This window comes from Mesorhizobium sp. M4A.F.Ca.ET.090.04.2.1, from assembly GCF_003999085.1.
GTDB lineage: Bacteria > Pseudomonadota > Alphaproteobacteria > Rhizobiales > Rhizobiaceae > Mesorhizobium.
Map to the genome: position 1 here is coordinate 1 of NZ_RZOT01000093.1, position 13506 is coordinate 13506.

The window sequence follows — 13506 nt, forward strand, 5'->3', positions numbered from 1 at the left end:
CTCCCGCACCTTCTGGGTCAGCACCAGACCGGGCAGGAAATAGCCGGCAGCGCCCGAAAGGATGACGAAGGTCCAGCGGCTGGTCATGGTCGAATCCGCGCTCGCCATCCAGTGGTTGAGCAGCAGGGCGCCAAGAGCCAGGCCGACGAAGGCGGCAAAGCGGATCAGGAAGAAGGTGCCGACAGCACGCGGTTCCATGTAGCCGGCCTGGATGAGCTTCATGCGCAGCCGCGCGACATTCTCGGGGTCGCTCTTGGCGTAGAATTCCTGCGCCCGCTTCACCGCCTTCTCGCGCACCGCGTTGGAATTCTTCCGCGGCGCAGGCTCAGTCTGCTCGACGGCCTTGCTGCTCTCCTCCACCTTCAGCCGGCGCTTGACCTCGTTGCGGTCGCCCTTGGCAACGACCAGCGGCCAGGCCACCGCGCTGCCACCCAGCATCAGCAGCAGCACCGCAACCGGCAACAGCGAGGTCGGCGCGAGCGAAGCGAGGAATTCGATCACAGCCTGCATGTCAGAACCTGAAGTTCGACATCTTGAACATGATGGCATTGCCCAGCATCAGCCAGGTGACCGAGCCGCCAAGCAAGTACCAGGTCTTCGGCTCGCCCCAGACGCTTTTGTAGAATTGCGGCATCATCACCATGATGGCCGCGAACAGAAGTGCCGGCACGGCCGTCAGGATATAGGCCGACATGCGGCCCTCGGTCGAAATCGCGCGCACCTTGCGACGCAGCTTGCCGCGTTCGCGGATCGTCGACGACAGCCCGTCGAGGATCTCGCGCAGATTGCCGCCCGAACTGTTCTGGATCGACACGGCGGTGACGAACAACGGCAGGTCTTCATGGCCGACCCGGTCGAACAGCGAATTCAGCGCCGAAACCAGGTCCGAGCCGTAGGTCACCTCATCCGCGATGACGCCGAACTCAGTGCCGATCGGGTCCGGCATCTCGCGCGCCACCATGGAGATGGCGACCGGCACCGGATGGCCGGCCTTCAGGCCGCGCGTGATCAGTTCCAGCGCCTCCGGCAACTGCATGCCGAACCGTTTCAGCCGGCGGCCGCGCTGGAAGCGCAGCGACATGACGGGCAGCACCGGCAAGAGGACGACAAACAATAGAAGGCCGAGCAGCAACGGCAGCCCGTACCAGATGGCGACCAGCGCCGCCACCAGCGCCGCGCCCGAAGTGATCGCCAGGAATTTGGACAGAGGCATCGTCATGCCGGACTGGGTGCGCAAGGCGCGGAACCGGTCGAGCGAGAACACCGAGCTGCCGGCCTCCAGGCCGCGTTCCTTGCGCAGCTGGATCAGCACCTGTTCCTGGCTGATCTTGTTCTCCTGCAGCTTCATGCGCCGGTTGATTGCGGTGCGTTTGTCGCTGCGGCCGGCATAAAGCAGGTAGCACGCCTCTGCGATCATGATGCCGGTGAGCGCTGCCGCGGCATAGACGACGTAGATCGCGCTGAAGCCTCCGAACACCGGTTACTCCTGTGGACGGCCGGGTTCGAAATACTTGCCCGGGAATTCGATGCCCATGGCGCGCAGGTCCTCGAGGAAACGCGGGCGGATTCCGGTCGCCTCGTAGTGACCGAGGATCTTGCCGTCCGCCTCCATGCCGGTGCGCACGAAGCGGAATATCTCCTGCATCTGGATGACGTCGCCTTCCATGCCGGTCACCTCGGCGACGCTGGTCACCTTGCGCTTGCCGTCGGACAGGCGGGTCAGTTGCACGATGATGTCGATGGCGCTGGCGATCTGGCTGCGGATCGACTGCACCGTCATCGGCATGCCGGTCATGCCGAGCATCTGCTCCAGGCGCGAGATGGCGTCGCGCGGCGTGTTGGCGTGGATGGTCGCCATCGAGCCTTCATGGCCGGTGTTCATCGCCTGCAGCATGTCGAAGGCTTCCTCGCCGCGGCACTCGCCGAGGATGACGCGGTCGGGGCGCATGCGCAGCGCGTTCTTGACCAGGTCGCGCTGCTTCAGTTCGCCGTGGCCCTCGATATTGGCGGGCCGTGTCTCCATGCGCGCGACATGCGGCTGCTGCAATTGCAGCTCGGCGGCGTCCTCGATGGTGATCAGTCGCTCGTCCTCGGGAATGAAGGCCGACAGCGCGTTCAGCATCGTCGTCTTGCCGGTGCCGGTGCCGCCAGAGATGATGGTGGTCTTGCGGGCATGCACGGCCGCCGCCAGCACCTCGGCCATGTTCTGGGTGATGGCGCCGAATTCGACCAGCTTGTGCAGGCCGAGCTTGTTCTTGGAGAATTTGCGGATCGACACCAGCGGCCCGTCGACGCCAACCGGCCGGATGGCGGCGTTGAAACGCGAGCCGTCCAGCATGCGCGCGTCGACCATCGGCGCCGACTCATCGACGCGACGGCCGACCGCGGCGACGATTTTGTTTATGATTCGAAGCAGATGCGCCTCGTCCTTGAACGGGATATGCACCTGCTGCAGCTTGCCGCGCCTTTCGACGAAGCAATTCTGGTGGCCGTTGATCAGGATGTCGTTGATCTCGGGGTCTTTGAGCAGCGGCTCCAGTGGGCCGAGACCGACCATCTCGTCGACGATGTCGTCGACCAGCGCGTCGAGCTCGGCGGTGTTGATCGCCATTCGCTCATGGCGGGTCTTTTCCGAGACGAATTCATGCACCTGCCGGCGCATCTCGTCCTTCGGCAGCCGTTCCAGCGCCACGAGGTTGATTTCCTCGAGCAGCATGCGGTGGATACGCACCCGCGCGTCGAGCACCTTGTTGGCGCTCTTGGCGGGGGCTGCCTCGACCTTCGGCGCGACAAGCTTGCGCGTCGTCGGGATGACCACGGTGTGCTGCGTCACCGGCGCCGCCTCGGCTGGGCGCTGCGGACGCAGGTCGCGGTTCTGGAGCGTTGAAAAGCGGCTGGTCATCCGGCCTTCCTCTTCAGCAGGCCCTTGCCGAGGCCGAACAGCGACTTCGACTTGGCCGTCGTCGTCACCGCTTCCTCGGGCAGGATGATCTTCTTCAGGTCATTGACGACATTGGCGTTCGGGTCGATGTCGTGCAGCGGCACGCCACGGTCTACGGCCTCGCGCACCAGCCGGTAATTGTTCGAGATGCCACCGACGAAATGCTCGCCGAGGATGTCCTGGACATCGGCCTGCTTGATGCCGTTGTCGAACATCTTCTGCTCGAAGCGGTTGACGATCACGTTCGGCTTCACCTCCCTGCCGGCGGTCTCGTAGATCGCCTGGATGAGGCGTTGCGTGTGGCGCAGGCACGGCACCGTCATCTCGGCCACGATATAGAGCTTGTTGGAGCCGAGCAGCACCGTCTCGGTCCATGGGAACCAGGTGCGCGGCATGTCGATGACGACATTGTCGAAATAGGCCGAGACGAGGTCGAGCATGCGCACCACGACGTCGGTCTTGAAGGAGCGCATCTCCGACGGGCGCGTCGGCGCCGCCAGCACGCAGAGCCCGCTCGCATGCTTGGACAGCATCACGTCCAGCAGCTGCCGGTCGAGACGCTCCGGCTGGTTCTCGATCTCGGTAATGTCGAAGCGCGGCTCGAGATCGAGATATTCGGCGCAGGCGCCCTGCTGGAAATTGAGGTCGACGACGCAGGTCGAGGCGCCGCGCGTCACCGAATGATGCAGTTGGAAGGCGGTCTGCAGCGCCAGCGTCGTGGTGCCGACGCCGCCGGCGGCGGGCATGAAGGTATAGATCTGCGACTCGGTGTTTTCCTCCCGCCCGGGCCCCTGCAGCGCCCGCACGACGGAACGCACCAGGTCGGCGGTGGTGATCGGCTTGACCAGAAAGTCGGCGACCTTGAGCTGGACCAGGATGCGCACCGCCGCTGCGTTGAATTCCTGCGTGACCACGACCACCGGGACCCGGCCTTCCAGCCGGCGCATGATGCGCTGCAGCGATTCGATCTCTTCCAGCTTCGCCGCGTCCATGTCGACGATGAGCGCGCCGAAATCCGTCTCCTGGACTTCGCCGCGCAACTCGTTGACGCTCTTGTCGACCGTCAAAAGCTCGATGACGTCCGAAGCGGCGAAGGCCGTGCGGGTGTCCTGCAGGAACGTCCTGTCGGTGGATACGAGCAGTATCTTCTTGCTCTTGATGCCGCTTGCCATGTCGTCAGCCCGTCTGGTCAGTGCCAAATCAGTTGGTTGTCGCGCTCGTCGTCTCAGCCGTCTTTGCACCCGCCGCCTCGCCGGCCGCGGCGGCCGTCGACGTGCTGGTGCGCTGCGCCGGCACCAGCAGCCTGGTGTTCTGGACGCCGTATTTCCACGGATCGACCATCTGCATGACCGTATTGGCCGCCTGCGCGTTGCCGGCGGCGGGCGTCACGCCCTCGGTGCGCACATAGTCGTCGCTGGTGCAGCCGCAGAGACCGGAGAGCAGCAGGGCAACCATCAAGCCTGGAACCGGACGCATGACTTCAATCCTTCGGCAGGTCGAGGAAATGCCCTGCCGTCGGCGCGGCGGGCTGCGTGACGCGGCCGTCGGCCATCGCCAGGGCGCGGTTCGGGTCGGAAGCCTTCACTTCCTCGGTATTGTTGAGGAAGTAGTCCGAATTGCTGGCCGGCTGCGTGCCGTCGGTCGGCTCGACCATCTTCTTCGACGGATCGACAGGCTTGACCAGATAGGGCGTGACGATGATCACCAGGTCGGTCTCGCGCCGCTGATAGGCCTTGGACGAGAACAGCGAGCCCAGCACCGGCAGCTTGCCGAGACCCGGAAGGCGCGAGGTGGTGATGTCGTTCTGCGACTGCAGCAGGCCGGCGATCATGAAGCTCTGGCCGTTCTTCAAGTCGACCGAGGTCTTGGCCCGGCGCACGATGAAGCCGGGCACCGAGATCTCGCCGATATTGTAGGAGGCGGACGCATCGATCGACGACACTTCCGGCGCGATGTCGAGGCTGACCAGCCCGTCCTTCAGCACGGTCGGGGTGAAATCCAGGCTGACGCCGTATTTCTTGTAGCTGACGCTGATCTTGCCGTTTTCCTCGGAGACCGGGATCGGGAACTCGCCGCCGGCGAGGAAGCTCGCCGTCTGGCCCGAACGGGCGATCAGGTTCGGCTCGGCCAGCCGCCGGGCAAGGCCGCGCTCCTCCAGCGCCTTGATGGCGATGTCGATCGAAACGCCGTTCGACAACAGCCGGCCGATGACCTCGCCAGTTCCGGCCGCCGGAATATCGCCCGGTTCGATCGCCACGTTGCGGCCGCCAAGGCCATAGGCGAAATTGGCGCTGTACTTGGCGCCGAGATCCATCCCGGCCTGGCGATTGATCTCGACGAAGCGGACGTTGAGCTGGACCTGCTGCGAGGACGAGATGTTGACGGAGTTGATGACTTCCTCGTTGCCGGAAAAACGGGTGGCGATCTTGTTCGCCTTTTCGGCCGCGACCGCATCGTCCGCTTCGCCCGACAGCACCACGCGGCCATTGGCCGAGCCGACGTTGATCTTGGCATCCGGCACGCTGGCGCGAATGGTGTTCGCCAGTTGCTCGGTGTCGAGCGTCACCTCGATGTCGATCGTGCCGACCAGTTGCTTGTTCTCATTGAACAGCGCGATGCCGGTGGTGCCGAGATTGTTGCCCAGCACATAGAAGGACTTGTCGGTCAGCGGATTGACGTTGGCGATCTCCGGATCGCCGATGACGATCTGGTAGAAGGCCGCGCTCGTCATGATCGTCCGCGGCTTTCCCTTGGCCACCTTGATCGATGCGTTCTTGGTCGCCGAGACATAGACGATGTCATTGCCGGCCCGCGCCTGCCCGCTGAGGACAAGCATGCCGACCCCGGCCAGTGAAACCGCCACGGCAAACACGCCCGCGAGGCGCCGCCCCCGCTTCACGCTATGTATGTTCAGCCCAAACATTGTCCTGTCCCCGCCGGTCCCCACCGGCTATTGCTGCTGCTGGTCCGGCGATGGCACCTTGTATTCCTCGGCCTTCGTGCCGCGCGTCACGATGATTGTCTTGAACTGCGGCTTCTCCGGCTCCTTCGCCACCGCCTCGAACAGCGCGCCGGCAGCCGCCCCCGCGTTTGCCGCCACCGAGCCGCCGAAGGATGAGATCGTGGTGAGGCCGTCCTTGCCGGCGCTGCTGTCGCTGGCGGAGCGGAGCGACAGTGACAGCGTGCCGACGGTGCGGGCCAGCGCCACCTGCTTCGCGCCCTCGGTCGTCACCTCGAGGGTTACCGAATTGGCAACCTGCGGCTCGGTCTGGCGCTCGTCGGCGCCCTGGCCGACGGACAGGACCTTGGCATCGGCCACCACGATTTCAGAGGTGATCGTCGAGCCGGATGCGCCCTGCGCGTTCTTGGCGACTTCCTGGATATCGCCGGCATCACGCGTCAGCACGACATCGACGCGGTCGCCCGGCGTGACGAAGCCGCCAACGCCGGCGATCTCATCGGTGCGGATGGTCACCGCCCGCATTCCGGGCGACAGCATGTTGGAAAGTGTCGCGCGGCCGTTCGGCCCCGACAGCTTGGTGAGCAGCACCGGTTCGTTGATCTCGATCGGTGACAGCACCACGCGACTGCCTTGCTTCAGCAGTTCGTCGACCGAGGTGAACGCGCCCTGCGGCAGAGAATCCTGCGGCCACGGGATTTCATTGAGCTGCGCCTTGTCGAGCTGCATGCCGTAGCGCAGCGGCGCATTGGCCACGACAATGGTCTTGAACTCGACCTTCGGTTCGGCAGGCATCGCGATCGAAGCCGTTTTCTCTTCGGAATCGGCTTTCGCCTGGCTCTTGACCCAGAAATCCGCGGCAAAGATCGAGATCGCGCCGAAGACGGCGGCGATGCCGATCATTGTTATGGCCTTGCCCCTCACGCGAAACCCCTGACGCCCGTGGTCTTTTATTCGTTGGGGCTCACGCTAGGGGTTATTGTTAAAGAATCAGGTATCCGAACCCGTTGGATTCGACCTATTTCCGCCAGCTTGGTTATCGAAAGGTTTTGGAGTAAGAGGAGCCGAATTCCCCGAACGGAACAGGAACCTCGTTCGCCCGTCAAAAGCGTGGCAGTATCGAAGAGTGATTCGCAGTACCGGACTAATGGCCAGCATGGACGACAGCAACGACCTTTTCGGCAACCTGGAAAAGCAGCCGCAACCGGTTCGCGCCACCACGCGCCCGGCCGATCCGCTGGTGCAGGCGGCGGCCAAGCGCCCGGCCGCCTCGCGCGACGGCAGCGAAGGCTACAGCGCGGCCGACATCGAGGTGCTGGAGGGCCTTGAGCCGGTGCGGCGTCGGCCCGGCATGTATATCGGCGGCACCGACGACAAGGCGATGCACCATCTCTTCGCCGAGGTCATCGACAATTCGATGGACGAGGCGGTCGCCGGCCATGCCACCTTCATCGATGTCGAGCTGTCGGCCGACGGCTTCCTGACCGTCACCGACAACGGACGAGGCATCCCGGTCGATCCGCATCCGAAATTCAAGAAGCCGGCACTCGAAGTCATCATGACGACGCTGCATTCGGGCGGCAAATTCGACAGCAAGGTCTATGAGACCTCCGGCGGCCTGCACGGCGTGGGCGTCTCCGTCGTCAACGCGCTGTCCGACCATCTCGAGGTCGAAGTCGCGCGGGGTCGTCAGCTCTACCGCCAGCGCTTCTCGCGCGGTATCCCGGTGAGCGGTCTTGAGCATCTTGGTGAGGTCCATAACCGCCGCGGCACCAGGACCCGCTTCCACCCCGACGAGCAGATCTTCGGCAAGGGCGCCGCGTTCGAACCGGCGCGCCTCTACCGCATGACCCGCTCGAAAGCCTATCTGTTCGGCGGCGTCGAAATACGCTGGACCTGCGATCCGTCGCTGATCAAGGAGAAGGACCAGACGCCGGCCAAGGCCGAGTTCCATTTCCCGGGCGGCCTGAAGGACTATCTCAAGGCCACGCTCGGCGACGAATTCCAGGTCACGCGCGAGGTCTTCGCGGGAAAAAGCGACAAGCAGGGCGGCCACGGATCGCTGGAATGGGCGGTGACCTGGTTCGGCGGCGACGGCTTCCTCAATTCCTACTGCAACACCATCCCGACCGCCGAAGGCGGCACGCATGAGGCCGGCTTCCGCAACGTGCTGACGCGCGGGCTGCGTGCCTATGCCGATCTCATCGGCAACAAGCGCGCCTCGGTCATCACCTCGGAAGACGTCATGATCTCGGCCGCCGGCATGCTCTCGGTGTTCATCCGCGAGCCGGAATTCGTCGGCCAGACCAAGGACAGGCTGGCGACGATCGAGGCGATGCGCATCGTCGAAAACGCCATCCGCGATCCGTTTGACCACTGGCTGGCCGACAATCCGCAGGAGGGCTCCAAGCTTCTCGACTGGGTGATTGCGCGCGCCGACGAGCGCGTGCGCCGGCGCCAGGAAAAGGAAGTGTCGCGCAAGAGCGCGGTGCGCAAGCTGCGCCTGCCGGGCAAGCTCGCGGACTGCACGCAGAACGCCGCCGCCGGTGCCGAACTGTTCATCGTCGAAGGCGATTCCGCCGGCGGCTCGGCGAAGCAGGCGCGCGACCGCGCCAGCCAGGCGGTGCTGCCGCTGCGCGGCAAGATCCTCAACGTCGCCAGCGCCGGCAACGACAAGCTCGCCGCCAACCAGCAGATCTCCGACCTTGTCCAGGCGCTCGGCTGCGGCACGCGCTCGAAATACCGCGACGAGGACCTGCGCTACGACCGCGTCATCATCATGACAGACGCCGATGTCGACGGCGCCCACATCGCCTCGCTGCTGATCACCTTCTTCTATCAGGAGATGCCGAACCTTGTGCGTGGCGGCCATCTCTACATGGCGGTGCCGCCGCTCTATTCGATCCGGCAGGGCGGCAAGATCGCTTATGCTCGAGACGACGCGCACAAGGACGAGCTGCTGCGCACCGAGTTCACAGGCCGCGCCAAGGTCGAGATCGGCCGCTTCAAGGGCTTGGGCGAGATGATGGCCTCTCAGCTCAAGGAGACCACCATGGATCCCAGGAAGCGCACGCTGCTCAGGGTCGACGTGATCGACGCCGAAGCGGCGACCAAGGACGCGGTCGACGCGCTGATGGGCACCAAGCCGGAGGCGCGCTTCCGCTTCATCCAGGAGCGCGCCGAATTCGCCGAGGCGGACGTGCTGGATATCTGACCGCCGACCGGTCCATATCAGGCTCCGGTGCGGAGACGAGCATGTGACCTTGGCGCGGCTGAAGGATGTTATCGAGGCAAGGTTCGGCGGACTGACACAGCCGACGCGTTCGGATTGGATCTTCGCCCTGCGCACGGTGTCGGCTGGGCTGGTCGCGCTTCTTTCCGCCTATGCCCTCAGGCTCGATCATCCGCAATGGGCGATGATGACGGTTTTCATCGTTGCCCAGCCGGTCGCCGGCATGGTGCTGGCCAAGGGCTTCTACCGGCTGATCGGAACATTGGCCGGCGGCCTGGCCGCGATCGGCATCACCTCGCTGTTCGGCGCCAACCCTTGGCTACTGGTCGCCGCGCTCGCGATCTGGATCGGGATCTGCACGCTGGTCTCGTCGCTGCTGCGCAATCCGGAAGCCTATGGCGCCGCGCTTGCCGGCTACACCGCGATGATCATCGGCCTGCCCGCGTTCGGTCAGCCGCACCTTGTCGTCGATCTCGCCGTCGCGCGCTGCGCCGAGATCGTGCTCGGCATCGTCTGCGCCGGCCTGACCAGCCGGCTGATCCTGCCTAAGCTGGCGGCAGACGCCATCATATCCAGGCTGAAGCGCAGCATCCTTGATCTTGCCACCTACGCCGGCGGCGCCTTCTCGGGCGGTGACGCCCCAACGCTTGCCGGTCTCCAGCGCAAGCTGATCACCGACGCCCAGACGCTGGCCGAGATGCGCACCTATGCAAGGCTCGAGGCGCCAAGCTTCGCCACCCGCGCCCATCCGGTCCGTCGCACGATCGGCCAGCTTCTGTGGGCGCTCTCGGCGGCACGTGCATTGCATAGCCATGCCGCGCCGAAGAACGCGGCTCTCATCCCGGTTCGCAGCGAGTTGAAGGCTTTCGTCGGCGAACTGGCGGCGACACCCGGCGCGCTCGACGACACCGGTCCCTGGGTGGCGCGGCTTGACGCGATCGCCAGCAAGGCGCGAGAGGCCCCGCCGGTGCCCGCCGGGCCCGACGAGGACAAGGTTGGCACCCTCACCCGCCTTGCCATCGCCGCCGATTTCGCGGAGGCGCTGAAGCAGGTGATGCGCGGCCTCGACGCGCTGCGCTCGCCGGTCTCGCGGCCGTCCCGCGACCGGCGCCAGCCGGCACTGGTCGTGCACCGGGACTACCACGCCGCATGGCGCAACGCCGTGCGCGCCGGCCTCGCCACGCTACTGGTGGCGGCCTTCTGGCTGACGACAAAATGGTCGGAGACGGCCGGCACCGTCATCCTCGTCGCCGTCGTCTCCAGCCTGTTCGCCTCGCGCCCCGATCCGGTCCAGTCGGCCTGGGGCTTCTTTACCGGAACGCTGCTGGCGCTTCCCTTTGCATTCCTTGTCGGCCAGATAGCGCTGCCGGCGTGGCCCGGCTTCGGCTGGTTCGCGCTCTTCGTCGTGCCGATCATGGTGCCGGCAGCGCTCGGCATGGCCAATCCGCGCCATGTCGGCGTCGCCACCGCCTTCGCCATCAACTTCCTTGCCTTCCTCAGCCCGCACCAGCAGATGGTCTATGATCCCGGCCCGTTTCTTGCCGGGTCGGCCTCGATCCTGGTCGGCATTCTGATCGCCATCGGCGTCTTCATCGTCGTGCTGCCGGCCGATCCCTGGGTCACCGTCGACCGCATCTCCCAGGCAATGCGGGAAGACCTGGCGCGGCTTTGCCTGCATGAGCGCATCCCCCGGCGTTCGGCCTTCGAGAGTCTGGCCTACGACCGCATCAACCAGCTGATGCCGCAGTTGCAGCGGACGGGTCGCAGAGGCGACCCCATCCTGGGCGGCAGCATCGCCGTCGTGACCGTCGGGCTTGAGGTTCTGCGGCTGCGCAGCGCCCAGCTGAATTCCCTCGTTCCGCGCGAGACCATGGAGTCGGTCGGCAATTTCCTGCGCGGCCTGGCGCGGGAATTGCTGTTCAGGAGGCCGGGCGAGCCGCAGACAGCGACCGTCGCCGTCGCAAGGCAATATGCGGCGAGCATCGCCGAGCGAAGCGACCGGCCCGAAATGCTGCAGATCGCCGCCTCGCTGCGCATCATCGCCGCGGCGATGGAGGACCACCCCGATTTCTTCATGAAGAACAAGGCCTAGGCAATTCCGGGAAAGTAAGAAACGGGTTTTCCGTCCGGAATTGCGTCAGGTCAGGCCGCCGCTATGGCAAGAGCATGCCCGCGCGCATTGTAGCGCAGGGCTTCGAGATGGATCGACTTCACCAGCCCGGCAAGATCGCCCTCGGCCGATTGCCCGCCGAGCTCCTTCAGCATCAGCCAGCTCACTTCCTGCACGCCGGCGATGCGCTTGCCATTGGCCACTTCGCGCCACACCTTGAGCGCACGCAGGATGATGCCGTGTGTGGCCGCGGCAAGGCCGGCGCTGCGGAACAGAGCCTGCAGCGCTACGTCATGGCCGCCGGCCATAAGAGCCCTCACTCGCTGCTCGGACTGCTGAGCGAGCGCCACCAGCGCTGAGCCGAAGAAGTCGACCTTGCCATGCGCGATGGTACGGATGATGAAGCTGGCGGTCAGGTCACCGCGCAGCCTGAGATGTTCGATGAGCGCGGCATGCTCCTCCGCACGCGTGCCTTCGATCAGTGTCACCGAGGCCTTCGCGCAGGCATCGCGCATCACGCGGTCGGCTCTTGCGGCGCCCATCAGCGCCAGCACCAGCGGCGAACCTTTCAGCGTTTCGCCGAGCTTGACCAGGAGCATGTGCCGGCAGTCGGCGGGCAAGCGGCGGTCGGCTACCAGTGCCTCGCGCACCAGCGGCAGATGGCCGTGGCGCTCCGCCATGCGGCGGAAGCTTAGCGTGGCGATGTCGGCGCCGCTGTTGGCGAGCAGCACCGCGCAGGCCTCCGGCTCGCCGATTTCGGCGATCGCCGCCGCCAGCGCCATCGAGACGACAGGCCGGTCGGCGATCAGCTTCTGCGTCGCCTTCTGGCCGCCGGCGACCCGATCGATCAAATCGGCATCGGTAAGCAGCGGCGAACGCGCCAGCACCATCGCGGCCACTTCCGGCTGGTCGGAAGCCAGCGCGCTGATGATCTGTATCGGCGCGTGATGGCTCATCGACAGCGCCTCGGCCAGCGCCAGCCGCACTTTCGACGAGGCATCATCGAGCAGCAGCGTCAGCGCGGCTTCCGCGGCGCAGCGGTCCTCGAAAGGCAGGTCGGAATTGATATAGGCGCGAGCCAGCGCGCTGGCCGCGGCGGCGCGCTCGGCAACCCTTGCCGTGTCAATCCATTTCAGGAAATGCGAAACAATCATACCGCCTGCTTACGCCCCTTGCCGGAACGGCCCGGCCCCGCTGGAAACCGTAGGCCTGAAATGGTTTACGAACGGTTCACCATGTTTATTAACTGGCTTGCGGGCGCGGCAGGCAGCGCCTATCAACCCGTGAGGCGCTGAGGAGATCGTGCATGGCCGGGCTTTATCTCGAAGAGTTCGTCGTCGGCCACGTCTTCCGCCACACGCTGCGCAAGACCGTCACCGAGAGCGACAACATGCTGTTTTCGGTGATGACGCTGAACCCGCAGCCGCTGCACATCGACTTCGACTTCGCCGCCAGGAGCGAATGGGGCAGACCGCTGGTCAACTCGCTGTTCACGCTCGGCCTGATGATCGGCATTTCGGTCAACGACATCACCGTCGGCACCACTGTCGCCAATCTCGGCATGAAGGAAACCGTGTTCCCGCACCCGGTCTTCCATGGCGACACCATCCGTGTCGAGACCACGGTGATTTCGGTGCGCGAGTCCAAATCGAAGGCTGACCGCGGCATTGTCGAGTTCGAACACCGCGCCTACAACCAGCATGATGTTCTCGTCGCCAAATGCACGAGGCAGGCGATGATGCTGAAGAAGGCAGGCTGATGCGCTCGCTGCTTTTCGTTCCGGGCGATTCCGAAAGGAAGCTCGAAAAGGGGTTTGCCGCCGGCGCCGACGTGGTCATCGTCGACCTCGAGGATTCCGTCGCGACGGGCAACAAACGGTTGGCGCGCGACATCGCGGCGCGTTTCATCGCCGGACACAGGAACCAGACGGCATCCGTGATCTATGTGCGCGTCAACGATCTGTCGACGGGGCTCACCGACGACGATCTGACGGCGCTTGTTGCAGCCGCGCCGGACGGCATCATGCTGCCGAAGTCGAACAGCGGCCAGGATGTCCAGCAGCTCTCGGCTAAGCTCAGGGTGCACGAGGCTGAAAACGGCCTGCCTGACGGCGCGATCAGGATCCTGCCGATCATCACCGAAACACCGGCGGGCGTGCTGACGGCCGCAACCTATGCCGGCGCCAGCGCGCGGCTTGCCGGCCTCACCTGGGGCGCCGAGGATCTGTCGGCCGCGATCGGCGCCCGCGCCGCGCGCGACGCGAG

11 protein-coding genes and 1 pseudogene are annotated in these 13506 nt (G+C 65.2%); 4 read left to right on the forward strand and 8 right to left on the reverse strand.

The window, feature by feature from the left end:
* The 7 genes and pseudogenes from EN781_RS09320 to cpaB form a co-directional block, all read right to left on the reverse strand.
* A pseudogene (locus EN781_RS09320) lies at nt 1-510 on the reverse strand (type II secretion system F family protein); the annotation flags it as partial.
* A 1-nt stretch (nt 511) separates the two neighbouring features.
* Entirely contained in the window at nt 512-1477 is a 966-nt protein-coding gene (locus EN781_RS09325) for a type II secretion system F family protein (protein WP_126054273.1), read from the reverse strand.
* Nucleotides 1478-1480: 3 nt separating this feature from the next.
* A complete protein-coding gene (locus EN781_RS09330) occupies nt 1481-2902 on the reverse strand; it encodes a CpaF family protein (protein WP_126054272.1) in 1422 nt (473 codons plus the stop codon).
* Nucleotides 2899-4113 (reverse strand): response regulator, encoded by a 1215-nt coding sequence (locus EN781_RS09335; RefSeq protein ID WP_126054271.1) that lies wholly within the window; start codon nt 4111-4113, stop codon nt 2899-2901. The genes EN781_RS09330 and EN781_RS09335 overlap by 4 nt, the downstream gene beginning before the upstream one ends.
* Before the next feature lie 28 nt (nt 4114-4141).
* Nucleotides 4142-4417 carry a hypothetical protein gene (locus EN781_RS09340; RefSeq protein WP_126054270.1) on the reverse strand — a complete coding sequence of 92 codons (276 nt, stop codon included), beginning with the start codon at nt 4415-4417 and terminating at the stop codon, nt 4142-4144.
* Between the two features lie 4 nt (nt 4418-4421).
* Nucleotides 4422-5864: a type II and III secretion system protein family protein gene (locus EN781_RS09345; RefSeq protein ID WP_126054269.1), complete on the reverse strand. Its 1443-nt coding sequence runs from the start codon at nt 5862-5864 to the stop codon at nt 4422-4424.
* 27 nt (nt 5865-5891) lie between these two features.
* Nucleotides 5892-6803 (reverse strand): Flp pilus assembly protein CpaB, encoded by a 912-nt coding sequence (cpaB, locus tag EN781_RS09350; RefSeq protein WP_126054268.1) that lies wholly within the window; start codon nt 6801-6803, stop codon nt 5892-5894.
* 253 nt (nt 6804-7056) lie between these two features.
* Between cpaB and parE the strand changes: the two genes are divergently transcribed.
* Together parE and EN781_RS09360 are read left to right on the forward strand one after the other, a co-directional pair.
* Nucleotides 7057-9114 carry a DNA topoisomerase IV subunit B gene (gene parE / locus EN781_RS09355; RefSeq protein WP_126054267.1) on the forward strand — a complete coding sequence of 686 codons (2058 nt, stop codon included), beginning with the start codon at nt 7057-7059 and terminating at the stop codon, nt 9112-9114.
* 43 nt (nt 9115-9157) lie between these two features.
* The gene (locus EN781_RS09360; protein WP_126054266.1) at nt 9158-11224 is read left to right on the forward strand and encodes an FUSC family protein; all 2067 of its coding nucleotides are present in this window, start codon (nt 9158-9160) and stop codon (nt 11222-11224) included.
* Nucleotides 11225-11274: 50 nt separating this feature from the next.
* Here the strand turns inward: EN781_RS09360 and EN781_RS09365 are convergent, their stop codons facing one another.
* Complete coding sequence (locus EN781_RS09365; RefSeq protein ID WP_126054265.1) at nt 11275-12396, reverse strand: DUF2336 domain-containing protein; 1122 nt, start codon at nt 12394-12396, stop codon at nt 11275-11277.
* Nucleotides 12397-12548: 152 nt separating this feature from the next.
* On the opposite strand from EN781_RS09365, the gene EN781_RS09370 reads away from it, so the two are divergent.
* Both EN781_RS09370 and EN781_RS09375 read left to right on the forward strand, forming a co-directional pair.
* The gene (locus EN781_RS09370; RefSeq protein WP_126054264.1) at nt 12549-13001 is read left to right on the forward strand and encodes a MaoC family dehydratase; all 453 of its coding nucleotides are present in this window, start codon (nt 12549-12551) and stop codon (nt 12999-13001) included.
* Nucleotides 13001-13506, forward strand: a 506-nt coding sequence (locus EN781_RS09375; protein ID WP_245492572.1) for an aldolase/citrate lyase family protein, incomplete at its 3' end; no start/stop codon positions are given. The genes EN781_RS09370 and EN781_RS09375, both read left to right, overlap by 1 nt.

Excerpts from the sequence above, each read along its gene's own strand:
- EN781_RS09365 (WP_126054265.1), bottom strand. The coding sequence starts at position 12,396 with ATGATTGTTTCGCATTTCCTGAAATGGATTGACACGGCAAGGGTTGCC.
- EN781_RS09340 (WP_126054270.1), bottom strand. The coding sequence starts at position 4,417 with ATGCGTCCGGTTCCAGGCTTGATGGTTGCCCTGCTGCTCTCCGGTCTC.
- cpaB (WP_126054268.1), bottom strand. The coding sequence starts at position 6,803 with ATGATCGGCATCGCCGCCGTCTTCGGCGCGATCTCGATCTTTGCCGCG.
- parE (WP_126054267.1), top strand. The coding sequence starts at position 7,057 with ATGGACGACAGCAACGACCTTTTCGGCAACCTGGAAAAGCAGCCGCAA.
- EN781_RS09335 (WP_126054271.1), bottom strand. The coding sequence starts at position 4,113 with ATGGCAAGCGGCATCAAGAGCAAGAAGATACTGCTCGTATCCACCGAC.
- EN781_RS09370 (WP_126054264.1), top strand. The coding sequence starts at position 12,549 with ATGGCCGGGCTTTATCTCGAAGAGTTCGTCGTCGGCCACGTCTTCCGC.
- EN781_RS09330 (WP_126054272.1), bottom strand. The coding sequence starts at position 2,902 with ATGACCAGCCGCTTTTCAACGCTCCAGAACCGCGACCTGCGTCCGCAG.
- EN781_RS09345 (WP_126054269.1), bottom strand. The coding sequence starts at position 5,864 with ATGTTTGGGCTGAACATACATAGCGTGAAGCGGGGGCGGCGCCTCGCG.